Below are 25,832 nucleotides of genomic sequence, written 5' to 3'. Positions count from 1 at the left end.
TTATTTGTCTTCTTCATCTTCCCATTTTCGCGGCGTGAAGTCTTTCGGTACTCTGAACTTTGACGACGACTTAAGCAGCAAAATGTTGCCGATGATAAAGCCGGCGGCCAGTAAAATGATGAGAATTAACCATCCGGTACTCATCTTATCCCCTTATTCAGTACATAACGCTCAAACAGCGAATCAATGCGTTTGAGCACTGCTTCTTTGCCTTCCATGTCTGCCTGTTTCAGGGCGTCTGCCAGCGCATCTGCGCGGCGTTGTTGTTCAAAAGTGCTGGCTGTCGACGTGTGAGTCAGGTGCCATAATTCCACAGCCACGCCGCCTCTGTCTTCCAGAAAGGGGCGTGAAAAACCGAAGCGGTGCAAATTTTCATCCATCCAGCAGGCCAGTCCGAAGCAGGGACCGGACTCACGGTACTCACTGTCAACCAGTTCGAAGGGTTGTCCCCATTCATTCACTGCGTGTTTATCAAATACGTCAATATCTGATCCCCAGTGATGACGGCTGCCGCCGGGCAATGCTGACCAGGTCAGGATAGCATCAATTTTTTCATCATCGGACAGGGCGCTGTGATTGAGGGCCTTTCCCTGCGCATCATACAAGGTGGCTTCACCACGCCATTTTCTGTTCCAGATCGCCAGCTGACGGGTAAAGTCACGGTGACTGCTGACCAGCTGACAATCGAGCCCTTCCTCCTGTGCGGCCCGCTGCAAAGCAAGCCATGGTTCCTTTACCTCACGGTGTATGGAGAACTTATCATCAAGAGGAACCAGAAAAGGATTATCAATACCCAGCCATGCCGTCATACTCATGCCAGCAACCTGACCATGATGTCGTAATAAATATCAGTCAGCGTTTCCAGATCGGCCATCGATACGCATTCGTCGATTTTATGGATGGTGGCATTCACCGGACCCAGTTCAACGACCTGTGCGCCGGTTGGCGCTATAAAGCGGCCGTCAGAGGTACCGCCGGCAGTGGATAATTCCGTTTCTCTGCCGGTTACGTGACTGATGGCAGCCTGTGTAGCCTCAACCAGATCCCCGGAGTCTGTCAGGAACGGCTGACCGTTAAAGGTCCAGTCGATATGGTAATCCAGTTCGTGACCATCCAGGATGGTGGTGACCCGCTCAATTAATTCCCGGTCGATGACTTCTGTTGAGAAGCGGAAGTTAAAGCACACTTCACAGGTGCCGGGAATGACATTGCCTGCACCGGTTCCTGCGTGAATATTGGAGATTTGAAAACTGGTGGGCGGGAAGAATTCATTGCCGTTGTCCCAGTGTGCCTGACTCAGGCTGGCCAGCGCAGGGGCGGCATCGTGCACCGGGTTTTTAGCCAGATGCGGATACGCCACGTGACCCTGAATACCTTTCACTGTCATATCACCGGTAAGAGAACCACGGCGGCCGTTTTTCACCACATCTCCCACCTGTGAAGTGGAGGAGGGTTCGCCCACGATGCACCAGGTAATTTTCTCGTTCCGGGCTTCCAGCGTGTCGATAACTCGGGTGGTGCCGTTAATAAATGGTCCTTCTTCGTCACTGGTAATGAGGTAGGCGATGCTGCCTTTGTGATTTGGATAGTCAGCAACGAATCTGCGGGTAGCGACCATCATCGCTGCCAGACTGCCTTTCATATCAGCTGCACCGCGGCCATGTAGATAGCCGTCTTTTTCAGTGGCGATAAACGGCGGGGTTTGCCAGGCTGATTCCGGCCCGCTTGGGACAACGTCGGTATGACCGGCAAAGCACAAAAGAGGAGCTTCAGTGCCCCGTCGGGACCATAAATTCGTCGTATCGTCGAAAACCATGGTTTCATGGTTGAAACCTGACTCGTCCAGCCAGGCTTTCATGTAATCCTGACAACCGGCATCTTCAGGTGTGACTGAGCGGCGGTTGATCAGATTTTTGGCAACATCGATTACGGTACTCATCAGGCGAAAATCTCCTCATACTGAGCAGGTTTAAAAGCAAGATAGTAGCTGTTGTCGTGAATAAGCACCGGGCGTTTAATCATCGACGGATTGGCCAGTAACAGGCTCAGGGCTTTATCACGGGTTAAATCTGTTTTGTCTTCTTCCGGTAACTGACGAAAAGTAGTGCCCCGTTTATTCAGCAGGTTTTCCCAGCCCAGATGACTTTCTGTTTCTTTAAGCCAGGCTTCGTCCAGACCGTCTTTACGGTAATCGTGAAAAGTAAAAGGGATATTTTGCTGTTCAAGCCACTTTCTGGCTTTTTTGATGGTATCGCAGTTACTGATACCGTAAAGAGTAGTGCTCATAGTGTTCATCGTGATAATACGTTGCCGGTCAGTCTAATTAACTGTGCTGGCCGGCGCAACCGGCGCAGGGGTAAACGGTCATGACAAAGCGTATATTTGCCTCATTTTTGCCGGCTCGTCGTTGCGTTTTGCAAAGGTTTCTGGCAATTTCCCATGCTCTTTTTTTGCGGACATTATTTTATGAACACCGGCTTATTGTCTGTTTTTATTCCCACCTTTTTCTTTGTCTCTGTGACGCCGGGTATGTGTATGACGCTGGCGATGACACTGGGCATGAGTATCGGCGTTAAGCGGGCACTGTGGATGATGCTGGGAGAACTGGCCGGCGTCGGGTTAGTGGCAACGCTTTCAGCCGCCGGTGTGGCAGCACTGCTGTTGAATTATCCGGATGTGTTCACCGTACTGAAATATGCCGGCGGGGTTTATCTGGCCTATTCCGGCATACAAATGTGGATGTCACGGGGCAAAATGGCCATCAGCACTGACAGTGCGGCACAGGCCACGGAAAAAGCGTTAATTATGCAGGGTTTTATCACTGCCATTGCTAACCCCAAAGGGTGGGCATTTTTTGTTGCGCTGTTGCCACCGTTTCTTGATACCGGCTCACCGCTGGCAGCTCAACTGGTCAGCCTGATTACGATTATTCTCCTGCTCGAATTCACCTGCCTGCTGATTTATGCATCCGGTGGCCGCTCGTTGAGGTCGCTGTTGATGAAAAGCGGTAATGTCAGGGTGATGAACCGGATTGCCGGCACCCTGATGATCGGTGTCGGGATCTGGCTGGCAGCCGGTTAAACCATCCTTTATTTACACCCGGCGGCACAACGCTGAAGCACCGGATGCCCGGTGCTACAGCAGACGCCGGGCATTTGACTTCACTTTTTTGTGAAAAGGCTGAACCAGCTTCTCTGTCATTTTTGTTCCCGCTGCCGGTCCGTAGCGAAGCATTGCCTGTGCTGTGGTTTGCGGAATGAGTGCAGGGGTCATGGCATTACTGACAACTGCGGAAAAAATCTTTGTCTGAAAACGCATGGATTCTGCCGTTACAGCCTGACAGGCACTGACCACGGCCTGTACCTTTTCTGTCCACATCTCATTCATTTCACGCACTTCGGATTTTTTTGCCGGGTAAGACGTGGTGGCCATTTGCATTAACCGGGTGGCGATAACCTGAGGTGCCAGTGTCCACAGCTCAAATAATTGCATAGGTAAAGGTTGTTTCACGGTATTCTCCTGAGTGCTGCTTCTGATACGGCACAATTGAGGGTTGGTTCAAACTGAAAAGGGTTTAATATAGCCGGTGTAATCCGCCATACTGAGTTAACAGTACGAAGATGCAGAAAACTATGAACTTAACCGGGGGAGCAGGTATGCGGGTGATAGTCAGTATTATAGCCGTTTTATTATTAAGTGGCTGTGACAGAAATGAAGTTGGCGATGTGTCGCTGGGTGTTTTTACCACCAAAGATATTAAGCTGGACGCCTTTACCGATCCTGTGGTCACCGGTGTGACTTGCCATGTGTCCAGCATTGAAGCCAATCTGGATTTCTCCGACCCGTCAGACAGTTCCATTGCCTGCCGTCAGACCGGTCCGATCACCCGTGAGATGATAGATAAAATCGATAAGGGAAAAGACGGCGATGTGCTGTTTACCAAGTCTAAAAGCATACTGTTTAAGTCAATGAAAATCCGGCGCATTCTCGACGCTGAAAACCAGACATTGATGTATCTGGCATATTCTACGAAAGAGACTTCCGGCAGTTTCAAACATAGTTTATCTACTGTGCCGCTGTGGGGTACGCAGGCGCATGTAGCTGCAGCAAACAGCAATGAAGGCGGGCGCTGATTTTCCGGTGCTTCACCTTTCCGGACATCTTTACAGATGCAGGGTTAGTGCAGAGTCATGTTGAAAATTCGCCACCTCAGTAAGCGGTTCGGTGACGGCAACAAGCCTGTTATTGACGATCTCAATTTATCAATGGACACCGGGCAGTCTGTCAGTATCCGCGGCGCATCCGGTTCCGGCAAGTCTACATTACTCTCGCTGATTGCCGGTTTTGATGAACCGGACGGCGGCTCCATTACTGTTCACAACGTTACTCTGCCTTTTAAGGGCGAGAAGCAGGCTGACCGGTTTCGCAGAGAACACCTGGGAGTGGTTTTTCAAAGTTTCAATCTGCTGGGTTGTTTATCTGTTGAAGATAACATTGCCTTTACCGCCAGGTTAAAAGGCAATGTGGATCCTGATTATCAGCAGTACATAATGCAACGGCTTGGGATCAGCGCGCTGGCCGGTCAGTCTGCCGCCTTACTTTCAGGCGGTGAACAGCAACGGGTTGCCATTGCCCGTGCTCTGGTTCATAAACCTTCCCTCATTCTGGCAGATGAACCTACCGGCAATCTGGATGAAGACAACAGTGAGAAAGTATCTTCTGCTTTATATGCATTGTGCCGTGAGCTGAATACTACGCTGGTTGTGGTAACACACAGTAATGAAGTAGCCGCTCTCGCGCAGCGGCAATGCTGGTTACGTCACGGTAAGCTGGAAGATTGAGGCATGCACGGTTTGTTTCCGGTGCTTCACGTTTTTCTGAGAATGGCACTGACCCGGCCATGGCAGCCGTTGCTTATTCTCATGGCATTACTTGTCGCCACCGGCGGGCTCTCTGCCGTCTGGTTAATTAATGAAGGCGCAAGGCTGGGGGAGCTGGCTTCCGGTAGTCCCGGTTTTTTTGCTGCCGGTACGGTGTCGCAGCGCTCTGACGTTGAGCCGTTAACCAAACAAGACTATGTCCGGTTAAGAAAGCAGGGGTTTACCGGACTGATTGGTATCAGTCAGCGGGATATTACACTTTCCTGCGGTGATACCGGGAACGACAGAAAGCAAAGTGAAAACGCAAAAACTGTCACCCTGACCGGTATCGATGAAACAGCCCTCATGTCGCTACCTGACACGACTGTTCAGTCCCGCACGTTCAAGAGTGCTTCCGGTAGTTCTGCATTATTTGAACCCGGCAACCTGGGAAATTCATCAGGCATTGTCAGCTATGCTGCACCGGGGTTTATTACAGGCTTTACCTGTGACAATCAGATGCTGTACGGCGATGGGACGCCTGTCCGGCAGCCTGTCTCTGTGCAGGGGCTGCCGGAGGAGATACTGGTAGCTGGTCTGCAAAACTTTTACCGGAAAGAGATTACGCCTGACAACACTCCTCTGTCTGCGCTGATTGTTGCAGGCGACCCGGATGATCAACAAATCGCACAGCTAAAGTCTGCACTACCTGCTCATCTTACTTTTATACCTCCGCCGGTTCAGGCAGAAACCGGTACGTTGTCAGCCAGCTTCAGATTAAATTTGCAGGCCATGGGTATGCTTATGGCGGTAGTGGCTTTGTTCATCATTTTAAATGCACTCATGCTGATGTACCGCGCCAGGCTGGCAACGATTATACGGCTGAGGCAACTGGGTACAGCAAAGCAGACAATACTCACGGCACTGTTTGCAGAACTTATTCTGTATTGTTTTATCGCCGCGCCGGCGGGCGTGTTTTGCGGGCTCGGGCTTACCAGAGGTTTGACTCCGGTGTTGCAGTCTGTGTTTGCCGGCCTGTTCGACGGGGTATTTATTTCACCTTCACCTTTTATTGTGCAGATGGTGCTGCTGGCCTGGCTTATCAGCGTGATTGCGCTCGCGATTTTTTTTGTTATTCCGGTTAAACAGCTATCCGGTGCCCTGTCTCTGCGCCGTTTCAGTGAGGGTCAGTCAACACTGTCTGTTGCCGGGCGCCTGTTTACTACAGTAATAGTCACTGGCATTGCGGCAGGTTTTGTTTTTAATGCCGGCAGTACGCTGACCGCGCTGGTGAGCACCGGCGCAGTGTTATTAAGTGGCTGTGTGCTGGTTATCCTGTGGTTGCCGGCACTCACAGCAATGGTTTGCAGGCTGGTGCCGTCTTCAATGCCCGTATTGTCTTATGTGGCAGCGGGCACGCATCGCCTTTCTGCAAAGAGTAAACTGGCAGTTTGTGCATTTTTTATCGCTCTCACTGCGAATACCGGCATGAATGTGATGACAGACAGTTTCAGGCAGGCCACTGAAGACTGGCTGATGCAGCGGTTGTCCGCTCCGGCATACTTTTATTCAGACGCTCCGTCACCTCCGGAATTGATTGACGATGAGGTTCAAACTCGTTCAGTCTATGAAGGGCGGGGCATTATTCGTCTTAATGTACCTTCAACTGAAAGACGCCTGGCGGTTTCAGTGAAGAGTTTTCCGGTTGACGACATTGCCCGTAAAAGCCTTGCATTATATTCATCCGCTGAGCTGGCGTGGTCACAGTTTAGATCCCGGGAAGGGATTTTTGTTAATCAGCAACTGGCATTCCGGCTAAATATCAAGCCCGGCGACAGTGTGGTATTAAGCGACATTCAAACTGATGATGGCACCATGGTCAGCCTCTCTGACAAAACATCCGGTGACGCCTTTTTGATTGCCGGAATTTATCCGGACTATGGTAATCCTGAAGCGCAGCTTTTATTGCCCCTTCCGGCATTTTCACCGCCGTCTGGGTATGCCGGATTGTCGGCGATTTATTATGAACCTCATGCCATTTCCGGGCAGAAACCGGATTTGAGCGTACTGGCCAGTGCCGGAACACTGTATTTTACCGGTGAACTGATCACCCGATCTATGGTCACTTTCGACCGTACTTTTGTCGTTACCGATGCGCTGAACGTGGCAACCCTGCTGGTGGCCGGTCTCGCTTTTGCCATTTCTGTCAGTGTGCTCACTCTTGATCTCCGTCCTGAACTGAATGTGCTGAGGGCCATGGGGGTTGGTCAGTGGCGATTACGACTGGTACTGATATTCCAATATATGTTGCTGTGCTTGCTGGCCGGGATAATGGCATTGCCGGCTGGTATTGTGCTGGCTCATGTATTTATCTTTCAGGTAAACCGGTACGCGTTCTACTGGATTTATCCGCTGAATGTGTCGGTGGACGTTTTGCTGTCCGGTCTTATGCTTAGCATGGCTGTAGTGTTTATTATTCTGTTATTGCCTCTGGGAAAAATGAACGCAAAAGTGGATCTCAGGCAGGAGGAAGGGCTGTGAGAAAGCAGGCTGCACTTGTGCTGATAATCAGTTTTGCATTGTTTCTGGTCACCCTGCCAGCGTTTCAGCTGATAACCCGTTCCGGTGATTCAGGTGCTGAGGAGGACGGTAACACAGCGAAAGCCGGTGGCATTTTTAGCGGTCTGAATATGCCCGAAAGCCGGAAACTTCCTCAAAGTGCAACAGTCAGCGCTGACAGGCCTGTCGTTCTGCCTGATGATCATGGCAGTCATCCGGCATTTCGCCTGGAATGGTGGTATCTCACGTTCGTACTGGAAAACGCACAACCTGAAGGCGGCTCCGGACCGGACGAATACGGGCTGCAATTCACACTCTTCAGATTCATTAATGACGGATATGAGCCAAATAACTGGGCGGATAACCAATGGTGGATGGGGCATGCCTCCCTGCACAGTGCTGCCAGTCATGAGTTTGAAGAGCGTTTCGCTGCCGGTGGCACCGGTATGGCCGGTGTCACAACAGCACCGTTCAGTGCCTTTATTGACAACTGGCGCTGGCAGGCAGAAGGGAGTGCACTTACCCCGTCTGAGCTCAAATTCACCATAAACCGGCATACGGATATATCCCTCAGTCTGACCGCAAATGGTCCCCCCGTGCTTCACGGACTGCAGGGCTACAGCACCAAATCAGCCAGTGAGCAATACCGGTCTTATTACTACAGTCAGCCATTTATTCAGGCTAACGGGGTGATAAACAGTCACGGTGAAAAGACGGAAGTGACAGGGTCTGGCTGGTTCGATCATGAATGGAGCAGCCAACTGGCCAGTGACGATGCCTTAGGCTGGGACTGGTTTTCACTGCATCTGGATAATGGTGATAAAGTAATGGCGTTCAGAATGCACGTTAATAATCAGCCTCCATATCTTACCGGAACCTATATTTTTGCTGACGGACGCCCTGAAACCTTGTCGAAAGACGATTTATCCCTAGTTCCGGACGGAGCCGAAATCTTCCATGGCCGGACGGCTCAGGTTCGGTGGAACATGAAGATCCCGTCAAAAAATCTTGAAGTGACAATCAGTCCGTTCAAGCCCGGTCAGTGGAACGAAGGACGCTTTTCCTACTATGAAGGCAGGGTGAATGTAGAAGGTACACATTCAGGGCAGGGATTTATGGAATTAACGGGGCAAAACCCGTAAATTAGATTATTCGTTAATCATAACTGAAATACGATGTCTGTAAAACGAACTGAGTCTCAAGGTGTCCTGCGTAAACTCTACTGGCACATTTTCGATTACATCGCCGCCGTCAGGCTGAATAAAAATGACCTCGATCCCAGAGTTATCCATGCGCATCTTATCACCGTGTTGTGCACCGGTGTTCTCATGTGGGCTTATGTCGCGGTGTCGTTCATTTTTATGAGCAGCACGGCCCCTAAGGTTATCAGCCTTGTCGCATCCATCGTGCATTTGATCAGCCCGTTATTTTACCGGTTCTCTAACCGCGTCTTTTTAATTTCTAACATCATGTTGCTGGCAGGCATGAGCCATCAACTGGTTTCAGCGTTTTATTCAGGGGGATTCAACAGCCATATTTTGATCTGGTTCGGAATTTTGCCAAGTCTGGCAGGGATCATCTCCGGTATGCGGGGCTTGGTGCTTTGGGCAACACTCACCACCAGCGTATGCCTGGTGCTGCTTCTTATGGACATTAATGGCTTTAATTTCCCGGGCAGTGGTGACGGTATCATGTCGCCGGTTTTCCAGTCGCTGATGGTGTTCGGCTGGATATTTATCAACACCACCATGATGTATGCCCATCTGATCATGCAGCAACGATATGAGCGGAAATTGTCTGCCCAGAACGCCAACATCAGTATGTTACTAAAGGTACTGACTCACGACATGAGCACGCCGGTAGCCAGTATCAATGCAGCCAGCTGGGCGCTGAAAACCCGCCAGGGGGATCCGGAACATTATATTGATAATATTGATGTTGCCTGCCAGTCACTGACCGATATGACAAAGCGTGTTCAGCAATTGTATTTGCTGGCCAATGAATCCCTTGAAATTAAAAAGCAGCCCTGCAGCCTGGCTGATTGTGTCGGCCTGTTATCATCGTTGTTTGAGATGAAACTGCAGCATAAATCCCTCACGTTTACCTATGACGAAGAGAAGTTATCGAAAATCCGGATTAACGTGGATCCCGGTTTGTTTACCCATCAGGTTATGGCGAATTTGCTGTCCAACGCCGTGAAGTTTTCCTATCACAACGGCACCATCAGGCTGGATGCAGAAGAGAAGGGCGATACCGTTGCCATTATTCTGGAAGATGAAGGAACCGGGATTGAGGGAGAAAAACTTGCCCGCTTGTTCACCGTGGAAAAGAACGTGTCTTCTATGGGAACAGAGTCTGAACTGGGTATTGGTTACGGACTGAATATTGTGAAAACCTTCGTGACCAGTTTCGATGGAAAGATCACCGCCGAATCGCCGCCATCGGGACGGACAGTACAAACACCTTTTAAAGGTACCCGCTTCACAATAACTCTGCCGGCGGGCTGAAAAGACCACACCGGCAGTGATTGATTAATCTTTGTTACCACGCAAGCGCGGTTGCTTCACGGCGCATATCTGTCGCGTAAAAGTTACACAATTTCCACTGTTCATCATTAATGCAGCCGTCGTTTTATTACCTGATTCTTTTCGTTAATTTTTTTTAACACATTGTAAGTATTAGCTTTAATGATTTGCTCAGATAGTGCTGTCCGCTATTTCCCCATTTGGCATTTACCATGCATCTCTTAAATATGCACTGTGTAAGCAGCGTACTTTATGTTCAGTCAGCGGAGGTCATTATGACGATCAATCAGTTACCAGCTACAGCACTTGAAGAGCTTGAGGCCAGAAGACGGGCTGAAGAGCGGGGCGTGAGTGAGTCGTCGCCAGTTGTCTCTCCGGCTGAGCGGGCTGAAGAGGTCCGGGACAGTGAGCGCGAGGCGGATGAACGTCAGCAGGAAATACGCCGCGAAGAGCGACTGGAACAGGAGTATCGTCAGGAAGCGCTGCAGGAAGAGCGTCAGCGTGAAGCATTCAGGCGCGAAGAGCGTACGGCAGTGATTGAAGAACGTCAGCTCCGGCGGGAAGAGGACAGGGAAGCGTTGTTACGTGAAATAGAAGCCAGTCGTGAAGAAAGAAGGCAGGAAGCGTTGCTTCAGGAAGAGCGCCTGGCCTCATTGCAGGAAGAACAGGTTCAACTCAGAGAGCAACGTTTACAGCTGCAGCAACAGTCACAGAGGCGGCAACAGGAAGCGTCAGAGCAAGCTGATGAGCCGGCATCACAGGAAGAAATTAACGAAACGATTCAGTTGCTCCGTGCCGAGGTGGCCGTGCTGCGTCAGTTGCAGAACATCCGCGACAATGAGCAGGTTTCGCAAGACTTACAGGAAGCTTCACAGGCGCTTGAACAGCAAACTGGCAGGGCTGCCAACCAACTTCAGACTGGCGCCAACCGGCTGGGAAATTTCATTGATTCGGTGAGCTGATTACTCTAAGCGGTCATGAAGGGATACCACAGTTCATGAAGATATTCTGCGGTATCCAAACTTTCAGACAGACCCCGGCAATTCAATTAAGACTTACGCATCCGCTTGCTTTGTACAGCACGTTTTTCGTTACGCTTTTCTTTTCTGTCGTGTTTATCAGGGGTCGCTGAGCCATCTTTGAAGCGTTGTTTCCGGGCGGCTTTCTTCGCCGCTTTTTTCGCTTCGGCTTCTGCGATTTCTATCTTCTCTTTTTCCAGCATAGCGGGCGTTTCGAGTGTGATCCGGCCCAGTTTTCCTGCTTGTAATTCGGTGAGGAGTATTTCACAGATTTTATGCAGGTTCACACGGCCACCTGTCATGATTGCACCACGCTTGCGGGCGGCGTCTTCGAGAAATTCAATCTCTGTATCTGCTATTTCATCCAGCTTAAAGCGGTCTTTCAGTACGTCCGGATAAGCTTTAATCAGATAGTCGGCGGCATAAAAGCCCACGTCATCAAACTCCATTGCGGTGTTCTTAACCGCGCCGGATGCAGCCAGCCGGTAAATGGAATTCGGGTTTTCCTGCTTTGGCCACAGTACCCCCGGGGTATCGAACAAAATAATGCCGCTACCCAGATTGATCCGTTGCTGGGTTTTGGTCACCGCCGGTTCATTACCGGTTTTAGCAATCACTCTGTCAGCCAGAATATTTATCAGCGTCGATTTACCCACATTAGGGATACCGGTGATCATGGCGTGAATGGCTTTACCGGGGCCGGCTTTCTGAGGAAACATGTCTTTCAGCATGCTCAGAATGTGCTTAGTGTTTCCCGGCTCTCCCGTATTGGTGGTGATAGTGCGCACGCCCCGTTCACTTTCAAGGTAAGCCTGCCATTCCTCGGTTAGTTCAGGATCGGCCAGATCGAACTTATTGAGGATTTTCAGGCAGGGCTTATCGCCACGAATTTTAGCGATTTCGGGGTTTTCGCTGGAGTACGGGATGCGGGCATCCAGTACTTCAATCAGCACATCAACCTGAGATAAGGTTTCTTTTATTTCTTTCAGGGCCTTGTGCATGTGCCCAGGGAACCAGTGTAACGCCACGATATTCTTTCATTCAGCCGGATTTGGCCGTAGTTTACTTCATTTCTGTACGAAATGCGGCGTTATTCGCGGGGGCATCAGAAGGGGCGGGACGGGAACAGCCCGTGAATGGTCAGATAAATGAGTGTTCGCGGTAAGTTCCTGTGGTCTTTACCGCGAACAATGAATGCACAAAGCGGTGCGGATCAGAAATACGCTTTCTTTACCGAGTCATGAATGACAATAAGTGGAGCCTGTATATCGTCTATCAGTTGATGCAGCGCTTCCTGTTTCAGATCTCTGGTTTCAAGCTCCATGAGCATGGCAGATATTTCTTTGACCTTGCTGCTGATGTCCTGCGGTTCAGGTAGTTCCGACAGACATTTTTCCACCTGGCCCAGAGAATGGTTAATGCTACGGGGAAAGGACTTCCGCTTTAACAGGAATTCCAGAATATCAGCCCGCTGAACCCGTAAGCGCATTTCCTGCCGGTATACCTTATAGGCCGACAAAGACTTCAGCACACCCATCCACTGAAGTTGGTACAGGGACGGTAAGCTTTACCGTTAAGACAACTTATCCAGTGACCGTTGTCATCAATTTCACAGGCAGATAACGTCATTTCCTGACTGATGAAGCCCACCGGCCGCTGGCAGGACAAACAAGTTGAGTTGGCGAAATACAGAGTGTTGCCACATTCGCACTGGTAGTTCTTCACGGTTAAACCTGACTAAACGAGCTGTATAAAATGTATAGCATGTTTACGCGAATAAAGATTGCACGGCTATGAAATAATTCCTGTTTGAGACAGATTAAATGTAAACGTAGATCAACGGATCTTCGGGGGCCATGAACTGACGGTTATGACTATGTACCACGGCTTTACATTTTTCGCCGTTCATCACACAGCACACACCGTTAAGCGGCAGGCCCTGTTGTTTAAGCCATTGCGGTTGAAAAGACATCAGCGGTTGTCCGGCTTTAACTTTCTCGCCGGCTTTTACCAGACGCATGCAACGCTCGCCCATCAGTGTGTGGCCTGCCGGCAGGAGGTTAATGTGCAGTCTGAGGCCGTGACGGGTTTTAATGGTGACCGCATAGCCGGTTTCAGGAATCGTTTCTATCAGGCAGTCTGCCGGTGCGTACAAAGTATGCCCGGCGTAGGTAAATGCCAGTGCCGGGCCCCACATACCGGCGGCATAAAGCGGTGCATTAATTGACGCTAACTCTGTACGGGTGCCGTTAAGCGGCGCACGCAAAATAATTTCGCGGTTGAACGAGGCCGGTTTTTCAGAAGTAAAATTCATGCAGGGAAGCCGCTATTGTCCGACGATGGTGTACCCATCCTCCTGCAGTGCAGTAACGGCGTCATGCAGTTTGTCCGCTTTAACCAGAAAAAAATCTGTGTCGAATGTAGAGACAATAAACATACTGACTTTGGCTTTTGCCAGCACTGTCCCCAGGTTCGCCATAATCCCTACCATAGACAATTCAAGGGGGCCTAACAATTCAAGCGCCCGCCAGCCTTGATCAGATTCCAGTGACACAAGATTAACAGAGGAGGGCACGACAACTGACAAGGTATCTTCCGTCTTGCCAATGAAAAATAAATCACTGTTCAATACCGGAGCCGGAATGGCGGAATTAGGATCGAAGGCATGGATAGTAAATTCACCGTCAATGACGGCTAACGTCTGCTTTTTCATTATCTGATGTCGTCCGGAACATGTCATATTATTAAATCATCATACTTGAATAACTTCTACGTGTTATCCACTTTATCTGTGGATAAGTTTGTTGAGTAGTATGTGTGTGAATTGTAACTGCATGAAATTGCTTGATAAAAAATACTGGTTAAACAATGGTCAGTGGATAACTATTGCCATAGTTCAAGCATTTTCCACAAGCTGTGTCTACCTTTGTGTGAAAAAAATATTGGAAAAAACTGGGTTTTCTTTAAGCTGTGTGTATTGACACTTCATATTTAGTCTGGAGCAAATCATGAGCGACTCAGCAGGTGACTGGCGGGATTTAACAGTAGCAGATGCAGTGGAAACCAGCACCTTTTATGAAAAGGTACTGGGATGGCGAAAAGAGCCGCTGGACATGGGCGGCTACAATGACTTTGTTATGAAAGATGCAGACGGACAGGTAAAAGGTGGCATTTGTCACCGGAAAGGCCCGAATCAGGATGTACCCGCAGGTTGGATCCCGTATTTTACCACCGGTGAGTTTGATGAAGCCTTATCGCAGGTTACGGCATGTGGCGGGGAGCAATTGACTGCCGTGAGAACACACGGTACGGCAAGGTTTGTGTATATAAAAGATCCCTCCGGCGCCTGTTTTGCACTTTACAGCGATGGCAGCGGGTCGTAATTCAGCAAAGGATTTTGCGGTCATGACATGACCGCCATCAACTGCTAAAGTACTCACAAATAAAAAGAAGTGAAGGGATAACACGTTGACTGCGCCACTGAATATTTACGCTGGCCCGGGCGCACTGGCCACATTAAAAGAGCACGGTTTCTATCCGCTGCTGTTCAATTACTTCCTCGGCGCGTCCGGCGGACCCAAATGGTTCGTGCTGGCGGGTCTGGATCGGGTGCTGTTTCCGGAATGGTTCGATGAACGGGGAGGGCAGGTGCAGGTGATTGGCTCATCTGCCGGGGCATTCAGAGCCGCATGTGCCGTTCAGAGAGACCCACTGGCGGCCATCAACCGGCTGGCACACCATTATTCACATACTGTGTATTCTGCCAAACCGTCGGCAAATGAAATTACCGTTAAAGCCCGTGAACTCATTAGCCATGTGCTGGGTGAAGAGGGTATTGACGATATTCTGCTGAACCATCGTTTTAAGGCTCATATTTTCGCTGTACGCTGCCACCGTGCTATGGCATCTCGGGGGCGCATTACTCAGTTCCATGGCCTTGCCATGAGTGCTGCTGCCAACGCCGTTTCAAGACGTGGTCTTAACCGCTTTTATACCCGCCATATTTTTTCCGCACCGGACAGCGATTTTACTATTCACGATCCGTACAACCTGAACACTGAACGGACAGAATTGAGTATTGTGAATACCCGGGATGCGTTACTGGCATCCGGCTCTATTCCTCTGGTGCTGGAAGGGGTAGAGAAAATCGTTGATGCACCTGAAGGGGTGTACAGGGACGGCGGTATCACCGACTATCATTTTGACTTGTCTTTCGGTCCCCGTGAAGGGCTGGTGCTTTATCCGCATTTTTATGACAAGCCGGTACCGGGCTGGTTTGATAAAGGCCTGAAAAGACGGGTACCACACCGCAGCAGTTACGATAACGTGGTGATGCTTGTACCGTCGGCAGAATTTGTTTCATCTTTACCTTACGGCAAAATCCCTGACAGAAAAGATTTCGATGCCCTTGAACCCCAAACCCGCATCAAATACTGGCAAACCGTGCTTAGAGAGACCGACAGGCTGGGCGAGTATTTTATGAATATCACCGCCAACGGAAAAATCATGGATGAAATTAAGCCACTGCCTTTTCCAATGCTGAACGGTTAACAAAAGCCAACACAGAAAGCCCGTTTTCATCTGCAGAAGCGAGCTGCTCTTCTCTCTTTGGTTCTTCATCTTCCTGCTCCCGGCTGGCAGATCTTTTCATGAGTTAGCACGGCTTCAGCAAGATATGCCAAATAGCTCCGGCACAGTCAAAAACACCTGTCGACCGTATTTTATCTATGGCAGTCTTGCCTGAAACAACGAATGAAATGATTGAAGTGTCTGTGCTGCAATCAATTCCTGAGCATGAGAACGATAAAAATGACAACAATGCAAACTTCTGCGGCGAACCATGCAAAACGTATCGCGTCTATTGATATCCTCCGGGGACTAGTGATGCTGTTTATGCTGGTGGATCACGTTCGTGAACGGTATTTCTATCATCAGCAGGTGGGTGATCCCATGGACGTGGACATTACCAGCCCGCAATTATTTTTTACCCGGATGAGTGCCCATTTCTGTGCACCGGTATTTGTATTCCTGACCGGTTTGTCTGCGTGGTTGTATTCCCACCCTGCGAACAAGCCTGTACGCTCTGCAACACCGTTCTTATTTAAACGGGGTCTGTTCATTATTTTTATTGAGATTGCAGTGATCAACTGGTTGTGGATGGGGACCTACGACACATTGTGGTTGCAGGTAATGTGGGCAATTGGTGTGAGTATGGTTGTACTTTCTGTGGTTTGTCACTTACCGGCAAAACTGATTCTGGCACTGGGGCTGTTGATTGTATGTGGTCATAACTTGTTATCACCAATCAGCTTTGCGCCGGGGGAAACCGGCTACACCCTGTGGGCTATTTTACATGACCGCGGCTTTATATTTACCTCCGAAACCTTCCGTATTAAAGCGTCTTATCCTGTGCTGCCGTGGATAGGTGTGATACTGCTGGGTTACAGCATGGGGCCGGTATTTTCGCGCAATGTTGCCTCGCCGCAGCGTAAAAAAGTATTGCTGGGTCTGGCTTTATCCATGTGGGGAGTACTACTGGTCCTGAGGGGCTTCAATATTTACGGAGAAGACATGCCATGGGAAACACAGGCAACAGCCATTCAGACCGCGATGGATTTCATTAATTTTACCAAATATCCGCCGTCACTGGATTTCGTGTTACTCACCCTGGGCGGGGCATTTTTAGTGCTGTTTGCTTTAGATACAGTGAACAATAAATTCACACAAATCATTGAGTCATTTGGCTCAGCACCCATGTTTTTCTATATCGTGCATCTGTTTGTGCTGTTGATCAGTTACAACCTTGTACTTGATCTCGCCGGACCGAACTACGGTGACTTGTTTGCCTTCGATTATATCTGGCAGGTATGGCTGGTTGCAGCGTTGATGGCAGTGGTGTTGTATTTCCCCACAAAAGCATTTTCTCGCTTTAAACACAACAGTACGAACCCACTGGTTAAATATTTCTGATGTAGTAAGCGCCTTATTTCCCCTGCGTTTTTGCGCAGGGGAAGTCCGCAAAACCAACGTTCTCTTTCCTGCCTCAAAGCTCAAACAGTATTCATCTGAGTGAAAAACCAGTTGTCAGCGCCGGTCCTTCCGTTAGTATAAATTTAATGCTGAACAAAGCCGCCAGGTGCCACGTAGAATAGTGTCAGATAGCTGAAATTGCTTATGGTCAGTTACAACCAGCACTCCTGCACCTAATAAAGATAAGGAACAGATCATGACGTTGAAAACGGTTGCAGGTATTGCCTGCTTTGTCGGGCTGACATTCACCTCTGCTGTAACCGCTGCGAGTTTCACCATAACCAGTGAAGACTTGGCTGCAGGGGAACCCATGTCCAAAGAGCAGGAATTTAAAGGTTTCGGATGTGACGGAGATAATTTGTCACCTCAGCTTTCGTGGCATGGCGCACCGGAGGGAACAAACTTCTTCGCACTCTTTGTATACGATCCGGATGCACCTACCGGAAGTGGCTGGTGGCACTGGCAGGTAGTCAACATTCCGGCCAGTACCAGTGAATTACCCACCGGCGCGGGCAGTGCCGGCAGTATGGTATTACCGGAAGGCAGTATGCAGATAGTGAATGATTTCGGTTATGCCGGTTTTGGCGGCGCGTGTCCGCCTGAAGGTCATAAAGCGCACCGCTATCAGTTCACGGTATTCGCATTGCCGGAAAAATTGTCACTGCCGGACAATCCATCAGGCGCACTGACAGGTTACATGGTGAACATGAATGCATTAGGGAAAGCCACTCTGGAAGTGACTTATCAGCGCTGAATGAAGTAATTACCAGAGCAGGATTGATCAGAAAGGAAAGAGCGGGTTTTAAAACCCGCCTTCACAGAAGTAAGCGATATATAAGAAGTCATCAAGGCCATAGTGAGAACCTTCACGGCCATAGCCAGATGCTTTTATACCGCCGAAAGGTGCCTGTTCGCTGGCAACCGCACCTTCGTTAACGCCAATCACTCCAGCCTGCAATGCGCCTTTCAACCGGTGAATACGGTAGTGGTCACGGGTGTAGAAATATGCCGCCAGGCCATATTCGGTATTGTTAGCTTCTTCAATGGCTTCGCTTTCTGACTGAAAGCGGAACAGGGGAAGCACTGGTCCGAACGTTTCTTCAGTGAACAGGCGCATGGCATTGTTTGCATCGGCAATGACGGTGGGCTCGACGAACAGGGTGTCGTCAGGCGCTTTATTCCCGCACAGTACAACGCCGCCTTGTTCCACCGCGTCAGCAATATGGGCGTTAATTTTGTCTACAGCCTTTTGATTTATCATCGGGCCGATGCGGGTATCTTCGTCCAGAGGTGAACCCACTTTTAACGCCGCGACTTTGTCCGTCAGCCGGCTGGCAAATTCATCATAAATACTGTCTTCTACATAAATGCGGTTAGGACATACACAAGTCTGCCCGCCATTTCTGAGTTTAGCAGCCATTAAGCCTTCAACCGCCGCGTCTAAATCTGCATCAGCGAACACAATAAAGGGCGCATTGCCGCCTAATTCTAAAGACAGCTTTTTCAGCGTACTGGCACAGCGCTCCGCCAGATAGCGGCCTACCTGCGTTGAGCCTGTAAAGCTGAGCTTTTTCACTAACGGATCTTTAAGCCAGGCATCAACGGCAATGGCCGTTTGTTCACGACTGGCAGTGACCACATTCACCACACCCGGCGGGAAGCCTGCCATATCGATAAGTTTTGCCATCATAAGTGCCGTCAGCGGGGTATCTTCCGCCGGCTTAACCACTACTGTGCAACCGGCCGCCAGCGCAGGCGCAATTTTTCGGGCCAGCATGGCAAACGGGAAATTCCATGGTGTGATAACCGCAACAACGCCCACCGGCCGCTTTTCAACGGTTTGCACTTTGCCGCTGCCGGCTTCAGGTAAAATATCGCCCCGAAGCTGCATGATTTGCTGAGAAAACCATTTTACGTAGGAAGCGCCATAGGCCACTTCGCCTTTTGCTTCTGCCAGCGGCTTACCCTGTTCTGTGGTCATGGTAAGTGCAAGATCGTCAATATTCTCGTTGATGACAGTGTACCATTTCTCCAGCAGTGTGGCCCGTTCACGGTGACTGGTTTTACTCCAGCTCTGAAATGCTTTTTGTGCAGAGCGGGCAGCATGGGCGGCATCAATGGCGTCACTGTCGGGCGCACTGGCAATCCGTTCACCTGTGGCCGGATTGATAACCGGATACGTCATCCCGGAAATCGCATTCTGCCACTTTCCGTTAATGTAGTTTTGCGTGCTGAGTAGTGTCTGATCTTTCAGCGTCATTCCTGTTTCTGTCGTCACGTTGCTGTTAAACCCTTAAAGGTGAGAAAGAATGGCGTCACCCATGGACTGTGTGCTGGCATTGCCGCCCAGATCCGGAGTGGTAATGTCGCCTTTTAAAGCGGTTTCTATGGCTTTGATGATAGCATCGTGGGCCTCTGCACCGGAGCCTGAATCTTCAGTAAGGAACTTCAGCATCAATGCGCCAGACCAGATCATACCAATGGGATTGGCGAAGTTTTTACCGTAAATATCCGGCGCCGAACCGTGTACCGGCTCGAACAGGGAAGGGAATTTTCTTTCAGGGTTTAAATTCGCAGAAGGTGCCAGACCAATGGTGCCGGTACATGCAGGACCCAGGTCAGACAAAATATCACCAAACAGGTTGGAGGCAACCACCACATCAAACCGCTCCGGATTCATGACAAAACGGGCTGAAAGGATATCGATGTGTTGTTTGTCCCACTGAATATCACTGTAGTCTTTACTGATGGCTTCGGCGCGGGAATCCCACCAGGGCATACTGATGGCCATACCGTTACTTTTCGTGGCAACAGTCAGTTTCTTCGCATCACGCTGACGTGCGGTTTCAAACGCATATCTTAAAACGCGGTCGGTACCGTGACGGCTGAACACTGATTGCTGCAATACCACTTCACGCTCTGTGCCTTCATACATAATACCGCCAATGGATGAATATTCGCCTTCAGTATTCTCCCGTACAACCACAAAGTCGATGTCATCAGCACGGGGTGTCGACAGAGCACATTTGACCCCTTCGAAAGTACGTACCGGGCGCATGTTGATGTACTGATCGAATTCACGGCGGAAAGTCAGAATGGAGCCCCACAGTGAAATATGATCAGGCACAGACGCCGGCCAGCCAACGGCACCAAAATAAATGGCATCCATGTCTGACACTAACTCTTTCCAGTTTTCCGGCATCATACGGCCATATTCGGCGTAGTAGTCGCAATCACCCCATTTGAATTCCTGGAAGTTAAGGGGGATGCCGAATTTCTTTGCAGCCGCTTTAACAATTTTCAGTCCTTCAGGCATAACTTCTTTTCCGATGCCATCACCGGCAATTACTGCAATATTAAACGGTTTCATTAGCGGGCCATTTCCTTCTTAACCATATCTAAAGACAACACTTCATCGAGGCTTTTCTGTAACAGGTCAAAGAGTTCATCAAAATCTTCTTTGCTGTAACAGAGCGCCGGGGCAAAGCCGAGAATATTGTCGCCAAATGCACGGAAAATCAGTTTGTTCTTCCAGGCAATATTAGCAATGACCTCATGCAAGCCCAGTTCTGCCGGAAATTGACGTTTCGTGGATTTATCTGCCACCAGTTCTACAGCAGCCAGCAAGCCCTGATTTCGTACATCGCCCACAAGAGGATGGCTGAGTACCGATTGTAATTTGTCTTCGAAATACGGCGTCATGGCCTGCGCATGCTCCAGCAGACCTTCTTCGTAAATGCTGATCACTTCCAGTGCCACAGCGGCACTGACCGGGTGGGCTGAATATGTCTGGCCGTGGCCGACTACCGCTGAACGGTGCTGGCCGTCGGCGATGCCTTTGAATATTTCATCTGACATCATCACTGCACCCATCGGCACATAGCCTGATGTTAAACCCTTTGCCATGGTCATCATGTCGGGTTGAATATTTTCGTGTTCACAGGCAAACATTTTACCCGTGCGGCCAAAGCCGGTAATGACTTCATCGACCACAAATAAAATACCCAGTGACTTACACGCTTTGGCAATAGCGGTTAACCAGCCTTTCGGGGGCACGATTACGCCACCGGAACCCACAACCGGTTCACAGAAAAACGCAGCAACATTGTCGGCACCCAGGGCTGTGACTTTATCTTTCAGTTCCTGTACAGAGGCGTCGATGAGCGCCTGTTCGGTGTCGAAGTCGCTACGGTAAAAATACGGGCACGCGATGTGATGGTGGGTCGGCAGCGGCACATCGAAATTAGCATGAAAAGCCGGTAAGCCGGTTACCCCTGCGCCCACCGACGAAGAACCGTGGTAGCCCCGTTTCAGCGCGATAATGTGCTTTTTCTGAGGTTTACCAATGGCATTGTAGTAATAAGTAATGTAACGCAGCGCGGCATCGACAGCGTCAGAACCACCCAGAGAGAAATAAACATGCTGTAATGAGTCCGGTGTAATGGATACCAGTTTTTCTGCCAGTTTGATTGCCGGCTCGCTGCCGAATCCGAAATAGCCTGTGGCATACGGAAGTAACGACATTTGTTTGCTGGCCACATCGACAATACGTTGTTCCCCGAAACCAACATTCACACACCATAAGCCTGCAAATGCATCCAGATAGGTTTCTCCCTCGCTGTCGGTCACCCGGGGGCCTTTGCCGGATTGTAAAATTTTGACACCTTTTTGCTGGTGACCACGGAAATCAGATACCGGATGGATCAGGTACTGGCTGTCCAGTTCTTTCAGGGCAGAGGTTTGCATGATGACATTCCATATTTGTATTTTTTAAGCGAAGTGTGTGCGCCGCTTAATGTTTATGATTCTTTAAGACATCTGCGTGATTTATCCGGCGAGAAAAAAGACGGAGGTAAAGAAACGCAGAGCAAATTCAGCTTGATAATAGTAGCGCTGCACCAGTTCGTTTATCTTCCGAACGATTTGAGATAAAGGTGTGGAAATATTGTTTTTGTCAGCTTCTCAGCAAAATATGCTGCGATTAATGCGGCATGATGATTAAGCAGGAGTGATGCGACAGCAGCATTGGTTTGAACCGTGGCACTGTACAAGTGATGTCACGGGAAACGGGCCATTTTCAGGCGTTCTGGCCGGTGGAAAAGCAAATGAAACGATGCGGCATACTCTGCTGATTGTACAAACAAAACAGACGCATCATCCCGTGGTAACATTTCATTTTGGTATTTTTATACCGTTACCGCGTGGTGTAATAGATTCGACATAAAAATTACATAGCTGGAACCAACAATGAGTGCATTTAAACCTAAATATATTTCTTTCGACTGCTACGGCACCCTGATTTACTTTGAAATGGCGCCTGTTGCGCAGCGACTGTTTGCAGACCGGATCACGCCGGAGCAAATGCCTCAGTTCGTAAAGGACTTTTCAGCCTACCGTTTAGATGAAGTACTTGGCGCATGGAAGCCTTACTCTGAAGTGGTCCGCAATGCCGTTACCCGTTTGTGTAAGAAATGGGGCATTGAGTATCGCGATGAAGACAGCGTAACAATTTACAAGGCTGTGCCAACGTGGGGACCACACCCGGATGTAGTTGAACCGTTAAAGAAAGTGGCTGCTGAGATCCCGCTGGTCATTTTATCCAACGCGGCAAACGAGCAAATCAATTCTAATGTGGCCAATCTTGAAGCGCCTTTCCACGCTGTGTATACCGCAGAGCAGGCGCAGGCTTATAAGCCCCGTTTACAAGCCTTTGAATACATGATTGATAACCTGGGCTGTAATCCGGAAGACATTCTTCATGTTTCTTCCAGCTTCCGTTATGACCTGATGTCAGCGCATGATATCGGCATTAAAAATAAAGTATGGGTAAACCGTGGGCATGAGCCGGCTAATCCGTTCTATGGCTACACCGAAATCAAAGACATCAGCGGACTACCCGGTGTAGTCGGACTGTAAAACATGAAAAATACGTCGTACTGGTTAGATACAGCCCCCACGCTTTCACTACCGGAAAGCCCGGCCAATGCCAAAGTTGATACCGTGGTGATTGGCGGCGGCTTTACCGGCTTGTCCACTGCGCTGGCTTTAGCAAAACGGGGCGCAGCGGTGGCTCTGGTTGAAGCCGGCACTATCGGTTCGGAAGCATCCGGCCGCAATGGCGGGCAGTGTAATAACGGTACGGCGCAGGATTATGCCGGGCTTGTCGCAACATACGGCGAAGAAAAAGCCCGCGCGTTCTATACGTTTTATAATGATGCTGTTGGATCTGTTACCCGCATTGTGCAAGAGCATCAGATTGCCTGTGATTTCAGAGTGGCCGGAAAAATTAAACTGGCAGCTAAACCTGAACACATGGAAAAACTGGAAAAAACACACGCTGCGCTGATTCAGTCAGTCGATCCTGATGCGAAATTACTGGATAAATCCGCGCTGGAAAAAGAAATCGGCTCCGGTTCGTTTTACGGCGGGTTGCTGACACCCAATGGCGTGCAACTGCATGTGGGCAAACTGGTCACGGGTCTTGCTCAGGCTTGTGTGCAGGCAGGCGCCGTGCTGTTTCAGCATCAGCCTGTCACGCAGGTCCGTAAGCTGAATAATCAGTCATGGCAGGTGACTACGCCGGTGCAAACACTACAGGCAAAGCAGGTTGTGGTTGCCACTGGCGGCAGTGGTCCCGGTCCGTTTAGCTGGTTTCGCCGCCGCATTGTGCCGGTGGGCAGCTTTGCTGTTACCACTGCACCGTTGTCAGACGAACTGGTGGCTGAATTGTTCCCCGGCAACCGCTCCTACGTGACCAGCAAAAATATCGGCAATTATTTCCGTTTAACGCCGGATCAGCGTTTGCTGTTCGGTGGCCGAGCCAGATTTGCAGTATCCAACCCGAAGTCAGATGCCAAAAGCGGCGTGATATTGCGCCAGTCTCTGGATGACATGTTCCCGCAGCTTGCCAGTACAAAAATTGATTATTGCTGGGGCGGAACGGTGGATATGAGTGCAGACCGCTTACCAAAGGTCGGGCAGCACAATGGTCTTTTTTATGCCATGGGCTACAGCGGGCATGGTGTTCAGATGGCTGTGCACATGGGTGAAACCATGGCGGATTTAGTGGAAGGCAAACCCTCGCACTGTCCCTGGATTTCCAGCGACTGGCCAGCGGTGCCACTGCACTTTGGAAAGCCCTGGTTTTTGCCTTTTGTCGGCTTGTATTACCAGCTTCAGGATAAACTTCATTAAGCGTAGAACGTTACGTGTCATGACGGAAGGTGTTACAACATGAAAGAACGACGTTCTCTGCATTCTGTGTCGCAACACGACAGAAGAAAATTATTAAAAGGGCTGGGCGCTGCGGGTGTAGCTGCGGCCAGCGGGCTGATTTTACCTCAGCATGTTCTGGCTGCGATGGCCGGAACCCCGGCAACGGACAAGCCCGTTTATGGTGGCCGGATCCGTGTAGCCGGTATGTCTATTTCCACAAAAGATACCTTAGATCCCGCAAAAGCCTCGTTAGGGACCGACTACGCCAGAATTTATATGCTTTACAGCGGATTGACGCAGTTTAACCGCGACCTGGGAACGGATCTCGCGCTGGCTGAAAAGATGGAGAGTGAGGACCAGCAGCACTGGTTTATCACCTTGCGTGATGGTGTTACTTTCCACAACGGTAAGTCACTGACATCAGACGATGTAGTGTATTCATTACTGCGTCATAAAGACCCGGCAGTGACGTCCAGAGCTGCGGCAATTGCTCAGCAATTTGACTCTGTTAAAGCGACAGGCAGGCTTACACTGTCGCTGACTCTTAAGTCGCCTAATGCCGATTTACCGGTCATTCTGGCATCATCAAATTTCTGTATTGTTGCAAATGGCACCACAGATTTCAGCCGGGAAGCAAATGGCACAGGTCCCTACAAGCTTAAAGAGTTCTCCCCGGGCACACGTACTGTGGGAGAAAAGAACCGCAATTTCTGGAAACCCGGCAAGCCTTATCTGGATGAAATTGAACTGGTAGGAATTGCAGACGAATCGTCCCGTGTGAATGCGCTGCTATCAGGTGATGTACAAATGAGCATTGCCCTTAATCCGCGATCAACCAAACGGGTCAAAGCATCCGGCACCTGCGACATTATGCAGACTGAATCTGGCCTGTACACAAATCTTATTATGCGCCAGGACGCTTATCCTACAAATAATCCGGACTTTGTTCTGGCAGTGAAGTACATGATGAACCGGCCTCTGGTGCAACGGGCATTGTTCCGGGGATATGCCACCATTGCAAACGATCATCCTGTTCCGCCTTCGCACAAATATTACAACGCAGATTTGCCTCAACGGCCCTACGATATTGACCGTGCAAAGTATCATTTGAAAAAAGCCGGTATGAGCGGAGCGCGTTTCCCTGTCTTTGCCAGTCCTGCTGCAGAAGGGTCTGTAGATATGGCCGCACTTCTGCAATTGTCCGGTATTGAATGCGATTACCATTTTGGGATTAACCGTGTGCCGGCAGATGGTTACTGGTCAAATCACTGGATGAAACACCCTATGGGCTTCGGCAATATCAATCCGAGGCCGTCGCTGGATGAACTGTTCACATTGTTTTATAAGTCTGATGCTCCGTGGAATGAATCAGGATGGAAGAACGCGCAATTCGACCAGCTTTTACTGGCTGCAAGAGGCGAGGGGGACGAAGTTAAGCGCAAACAAATGTATGGCGATATGCAGGCGCTTATCAGTGAGTATTGTGGCGTGAGTATTCCGGTCTTCATTAACATTATTGACGGATACGACAAGCGGATCAAAGGCTTTTACCCCATCCCTACCGGCGGGTTTATGGGGTACACCTTTGCCGAGCATATCTGGCTGGACGCCTGATGGGAGTATCA

Annotated in this window: 27 protein-coding genes; 14 read left to right on the top strand and 13 right to left on the bottom strand. The window is 49.8% G+C overall.

Annotated features, from left to right (window positions below; genetic code table 11):
- Genes ACXAG2_RS01910 through ACXAG2_RS01895 form a run of 4 tightly spaced genes read right to left on the bottom strand, consistent with a single transcriptional unit; the run spans position 1 to position 2,286 of the window.
- A complete protein-coding gene (locus ACXAG2_RS01910; protein WP_474864183.1) occupies positions 1-144 on the bottom strand; it encodes a DUF2897 family protein in 144 nt (47 codons plus the stop codon).
- Positions 141-815, bottom strand: coding sequence for a M15 family metallopeptidase (locus ACXAG2_RS01905; RefSeq protein ID WP_474844477.1), 675 nt, complete (start codon positions 813-815; stop codon positions 141-143). Before ACXAG2_RS01905 ends, ACXAG2_RS01910 begins: the two co-directional genes overlap by 4 nt.
- Positions 812-1,939, bottom strand: coding sequence for a succinyl-diaminopimelate desuccinylase (gene dapE / locus ACXAG2_RS01900; protein ID WP_474864181.1), 1,128 nt, complete (start codon positions 1,937-1,939; stop codon positions 812-814). The genes ACXAG2_RS01905 and dapE overlap by 4 nt, the downstream gene beginning before the upstream one ends.
- Positions 1,939-2,286 carry an ArsC family reductase gene (locus tag ACXAG2_RS01895; RefSeq protein WP_474864179.1) on the bottom strand — a complete coding sequence of 116 codons (348 nt, stop codon included), beginning with the start codon at positions 2,284-2,286 and terminating at the stop codon, positions 1,939-1,941. The genes dapE and ACXAG2_RS01895 overlap by 1 nt, the downstream gene beginning before the upstream one ends.
- Positions 2,287-2,466: 180 nt before the next feature.
- On the opposite strand from ACXAG2_RS01895, the gene ACXAG2_RS01890 reads away from it, so the two are divergent.
- The gene (locus tag ACXAG2_RS01890) at positions 2,467-3,081 is read left to right on the top strand and encodes a LysE family translocator (protein WP_474864177.1); all 615 of its coding nucleotides are present in this window, start codon (positions 2,467-2,469) and stop codon (positions 3,079-3,081) included.
- Between the two features lie 54 nt (positions 3,082-3,135).
- Here ACXAG2_RS01890 and ACXAG2_RS01885 read toward each other — a convergent pair whose 3' ends face one another.
- Positions 3,136-3,510 (bottom strand): hypothetical protein, encoded by a 375-nt coding sequence (locus ACXAG2_RS01885; RefSeq protein WP_474864175.1) that lies wholly within the window; start codon positions 3,508-3,510, stop codon positions 3,136-3,138.
- A 146-nt stretch (positions 3,511-3,656) separates the two neighbouring features.
- On the opposite strand from ACXAG2_RS01885, the gene ACXAG2_RS01880 reads away from it, so the two are divergent.
- The 6 genes from ACXAG2_RS01880 (at position 3,657) to ACXAG2_RS01855 (ending at position 10,905) form a co-directional block, all read left to right on the top strand.
- Positions 3,657-4,133 carry a CreA family protein gene (locus ACXAG2_RS01880; RefSeq protein WP_303574158.1) on the top strand — a complete coding sequence of 159 codons (477 nt, stop codon included), beginning with the start codon at positions 3,657-3,659 and terminating at the stop codon, positions 4,131-4,133.
- A 57-nt stretch (positions 4,134-4,190) separates the two neighbouring features.
- Positions 4,191-4,841 carry an ABC transporter ATP-binding protein gene (locus ACXAG2_RS01875; protein ID WP_474864173.1) on the top strand — a complete coding sequence of 217 codons (651 nt, stop codon included), beginning with the start codon at positions 4,191-4,193 and terminating at the stop codon, positions 4,839-4,841.
- A 3-nt stretch (positions 4,842-4,844) separates the two neighbouring features.
- Positions 4,845-7,400, top strand: a complete 2,556-nt coding sequence (locus ACXAG2_RS01870; RefSeq protein WP_474864171.1) for an FtsX-like permease family protein — start codon at positions 4,845-4,847, stop codon at positions 7,398-7,400.
- Positions 7,397-8,560 (top strand): lipocalin-like domain-containing protein, encoded by a 1,164-nt coding sequence (locus ACXAG2_RS01865; protein ID WP_474864169.1) that lies wholly within the window; start codon positions 7,397-7,399, stop codon positions 8,558-8,560. Before ACXAG2_RS01870 ends, ACXAG2_RS01865 begins: the two co-directional genes overlap by 4 nt.
- A 33-nt stretch (positions 8,561-8,593) precedes the next feature.
- On the top strand, positions 8,594-9,925 hold the full coding sequence (locus ACXAG2_RS01860; RefSeq protein WP_474864167.1) for a sensor histidine kinase: 1,332 nt from the start codon (positions 8,594-8,596) through the stop codon (positions 9,923-9,925).
- 293 nt (positions 9,926-10,218) lie between these two features.
- Complete coding sequence (locus ACXAG2_RS01855) at positions 10,219-10,905, top strand: hypothetical protein (RefSeq protein WP_474864166.1); 687 nt, start codon at positions 10,219-10,221, stop codon at positions 10,903-10,905.
- Between the two features lie 86 nt (positions 10,906-10,991).
- Here the strand turns inward: ACXAG2_RS01855 and ylqF are convergent, their stop codons facing one another.
- From ylqF to ACXAG2_RS01830, 5 genes are all read right to left on the bottom strand, one after another.
- Positions 10,992-11,990: a ribosome biogenesis GTPase YlqF gene (gene ylqF / locus ACXAG2_RS01850; RefSeq protein WP_474864164.1), complete on the bottom strand. Its 999-nt coding sequence runs from the start codon at positions 11,988-11,990 to the stop codon at positions 10,992-10,994.
- A gap of 185 nt (positions 11,991-12,175) precedes the next feature.
- Entirely contained in the window at positions 12,176-12,493 is a 318-nt protein-coding gene (locus tag ACXAG2_RS01845) for an alpha-E domain-containing protein (protein ID WP_474864162.1), read from the bottom strand.
- Positions 12,487-12,687, bottom strand: coding sequence for a zinc-ribbon domain-containing protein (locus tag ACXAG2_RS01840; RefSeq protein WP_474864160.1), 201 nt, complete (start codon positions 12,685-12,687; stop codon positions 12,487-12,489). The genes ACXAG2_RS01845 and ACXAG2_RS01840 overlap by 7 nt, the downstream gene beginning before the upstream one ends.
- 94 nt (positions 12,688-12,781) lie before the next feature.
- Positions 12,782-13,276, bottom strand: a complete 495-nt coding sequence (locus ACXAG2_RS01835; protein ID WP_474864158.1) for a PTS sugar transporter subunit IIA — start codon at positions 13,274-13,276, stop codon at positions 12,782-12,784.
- A gap of 12 nt (positions 13,277-13,288) precedes the next feature.
- A complete protein-coding gene (locus ACXAG2_RS01830) occupies positions 13,289-13,675 on the bottom strand; it encodes an ACT domain-containing protein (protein ID WP_474864156.1) in 387 nt (128 codons plus the stop codon).
- Positions 13,676-13,970: 295 nt separating this feature from the next.
- On the opposite strand from ACXAG2_RS01830, the gene ACXAG2_RS01825 reads away from it, so the two are divergent.
- From ACXAG2_RS01825 to ACXAG2_RS01810, 4 genes are all read left to right on the top strand, one after another.
- Positions 13,971-14,345, top strand: a complete 375-nt coding sequence (locus ACXAG2_RS01825; RefSeq protein WP_474864154.1) for a VOC family protein — start codon at positions 13,971-13,973, stop codon at positions 14,343-14,345.
- An 85-nt stretch (positions 14,346-14,430) separates the two neighbouring features.
- Positions 14,431-15,513 carry a patatin-like phospholipase family protein gene (locus tag ACXAG2_RS01820; protein WP_474864152.1) on the top strand — a complete coding sequence of 361 codons (1,083 nt, stop codon included), beginning with the start codon at positions 14,431-14,433 and terminating at the stop codon, positions 15,511-15,513.
- Positions 15,514-15,771: 258 nt separating this feature from the next.
- Positions 15,772-16,932 carry an acetyltransferase domain-containing protein gene (locus ACXAG2_RS01815; RefSeq protein ID WP_474864150.1) on the top strand — a complete coding sequence of 387 codons (1,161 nt, stop codon included), beginning with the start codon at positions 15,772-15,774 and terminating at the stop codon, positions 16,930-16,932.
- Between the two features lie 256 nt (positions 16,933-17,188).
- Positions 17,189-17,746: a YbhB/YbcL family Raf kinase inhibitor-like protein gene (locus ACXAG2_RS01810; protein WP_474864148.1), complete on the top strand. Its 558-nt coding sequence runs from the start codon at positions 17,189-17,191 to the stop codon at positions 17,744-17,746.
- 48 nt (positions 17,747-17,794) lie between these two features.
- Here the strand turns inward: ACXAG2_RS01810 and ACXAG2_RS01805 are convergent, their stop codons facing one another.
- From ACXAG2_RS01805 to ACXAG2_RS01795, 3 genes are read right to left on the bottom strand one after another with little or no spacing between them, the layout of a single operon-like run.
- Positions 17,795-19,252: an NAD-dependent succinate-semialdehyde dehydrogenase gene (locus ACXAG2_RS01805; protein WP_474864444.1), complete on the bottom strand. Its 1,458-nt coding sequence runs from the start codon at positions 19,250-19,252 to the stop codon at positions 17,795-17,797.
- 33 nt (positions 19,253-19,285) lie between these two features.
- Entirely contained in the window at positions 19,286-20,362 is a 1,077-nt protein-coding gene (locus ACXAG2_RS01800; RefSeq protein ID WP_474864146.1) for a tartrate dehydrogenase, read from the bottom strand.
- Positions 20,362-21,738, bottom strand: coding sequence for an aminotransferase class III-fold pyridoxal phosphate-dependent enzyme (locus tag ACXAG2_RS01795; protein WP_474864144.1), 1,377 nt, complete (start codon positions 21,736-21,738; stop codon positions 20,362-20,364). Before ACXAG2_RS01795 ends, ACXAG2_RS01800 begins: the two co-directional genes overlap by 1 nt.
- A gap of 501 nt (positions 21,739-22,239) precedes the next feature.
- On the opposite strand from ACXAG2_RS01795, the gene ACXAG2_RS01790 reads away from it, so the two are divergent.
- From ACXAG2_RS01790 to ACXAG2_RS01780, 3 genes are read left to right on the top strand one after another with little or no spacing between them, the layout of a single operon-like run.
- Positions 22,240-22,908, top strand: a complete 669-nt coding sequence (locus tag ACXAG2_RS01790; RefSeq protein ID WP_474864142.1) for a haloacid dehalogenase type II — start codon at positions 22,240-22,242, stop codon at positions 22,906-22,908.
- A 3-nt stretch (positions 22,909-22,911) separates the two neighbouring features.
- Complete coding sequence (locus ACXAG2_RS01785; protein WP_474864140.1) at positions 22,912-24,186, top strand: NAD(P)/FAD-dependent oxidoreductase; 1,275 nt, start codon at positions 22,912-22,914, stop codon at positions 24,184-24,186.
- Between the two features lie 39 nt (positions 24,187-24,225).
- Complete coding sequence (locus ACXAG2_RS01780) at positions 24,226-25,821, top strand: ABC transporter substrate-binding protein (RefSeq protein ID WP_474864138.1); 1,596 nt, start codon at positions 24,226-24,228, stop codon at positions 25,819-25,821.
- Positions 25,822-25,832: the final 11 nt, after the last annotated feature.

It is taken from the genome of Alteromonas sp. ABH4_456 (assembly GCF_056160645.1).
Note: the sequence above shows the minus strand (reverse complement) of the source record. Positions and strands in the feature narration are given on the sequence as shown.

Coding starts and splice junctions, on each gene's coding strand:
- ACXAG2_RS01800 (WP_474864146.1), bottom strand. CDS start 20,362: ATGAAACCGTTTAATATTGCAGTAATTGCCGGTGATGGCATCGGAAAA.
- dapE (WP_474864181.1), bottom strand. CDS start 1,939: ATGAGTACCGTAATCGATGTTGCCAAAAATCTGATCAACCGCCGCTCA.
- ACXAG2_RS01835 (WP_474864158.1), bottom strand. CDS start 13,276: ATGAATTTTACTTCTGAAAAACCGGCCTCGTTCAACCGCGAAATTATT.
- ACXAG2_RS01905 (WP_474844477.1), bottom strand. CDS start 815: ATGAGTATGACGGCATGGCTGGGTATTGATAATCCTTTTCTGGTTCCT.
- ACXAG2_RS01870 (WP_474864171.1), top strand. CDS start 4,845: ATGCACGGTTTGTTTCCGGTGCTTCACGTTTTTCTGAGAATGGCACTG.
- ACXAG2_RS01780 (WP_474864138.1), top strand. CDS start 24,226: ATGAAAGAACGACGTTCTCTGCATTCTGTGTCGCAACACGACAGAAGA.
- ACXAG2_RS01855 (WP_474864166.1), top strand. CDS start 10,219: ATGACGATCAATCAGTTACCAGCTACAGCACTTGAAGAGCTTGAGGCC.
- ACXAG2_RS01895 (WP_474864179.1), bottom strand. CDS start 2,286: ATGAGCACTACTCTTTACGGTATCAGTAACTGCGATACCATCAAAAAA.
- ACXAG2_RS01810 (WP_474864148.1), top strand. CDS start 17,189: ATGACGTTGAAAACGGTTGCAGGTATTGCCTGCTTTGTCGGGCTGACA.
- ACXAG2_RS01805 (WP_474864444.1), bottom strand. CDS start 19,252: ATGACGCTGAAAGATCAGACACTACTCAGCACGCAAAACTACATTAAC.
- ACXAG2_RS01795 (WP_474864144.1), bottom strand. CDS start 21,738: ATGCAAACCTCTGCCCTGAAAGAACTGGACAGCCAGTACCTGATCCAT.
- ACXAG2_RS01875 (WP_474864173.1), top strand. CDS start 4,191: ATGTTGAAAATTCGCCACCTCAGTAAGCGGTTCGGTGACGGCAACAAG.
- ACXAG2_RS01890 (WP_474864177.1), top strand. CDS start 2,467: ATGAACACCGGCTTATTGTCTGTTTTTATTCCCACCTTTTTCTTTGTC.
- ACXAG2_RS01815 (WP_474864150.1), top strand. CDS start 15,772: ATGACAACAATGCAAACTTCTGCGGCGAACCATGCAAAACGTATCGCG.
- ACXAG2_RS01830 (WP_474864156.1), bottom strand. CDS start 13,675: ATGAAAAAGCAGACGTTAGCCGTCATTGACGGTGAATTTACTATCCAT.
- ACXAG2_RS01825 (WP_474864154.1), top strand. CDS start 13,971: ATGAGCGACTCAGCAGGTGACTGGCGGGATTTAACAGTAGCAGATGCA.
- ACXAG2_RS01860 (WP_474864167.1), top strand. CDS start 8,594: ATGTCTGTAAAACGAACTGAGTCTCAAGGTGTCCTGCGTAAACTCTAC.
- ACXAG2_RS01910 (WP_474864183.1), bottom strand. CDS start 144: ATGAGTACCGGATGGTTAATTCTCATCATTTTACTGGCCGCCGGCTTT.
- ACXAG2_RS01880 (WP_303574158.1), top strand. CDS start 3,657: ATGCGGGTGATAGTCAGTATTATAGCCGTTTTATTATTAAGTGGCTGT.
- ACXAG2_RS01790 (WP_474864142.1), top strand. CDS start 22,240: ATGAGTGCATTTAAACCTAAATATATTTCTTTCGACTGCTACGGCACC.
- ACXAG2_RS01785 (WP_474864140.1), top strand. CDS start 22,912: ATGAAAAATACGTCGTACTGGTTAGATACAGCCCCCACGCTTTCACTA.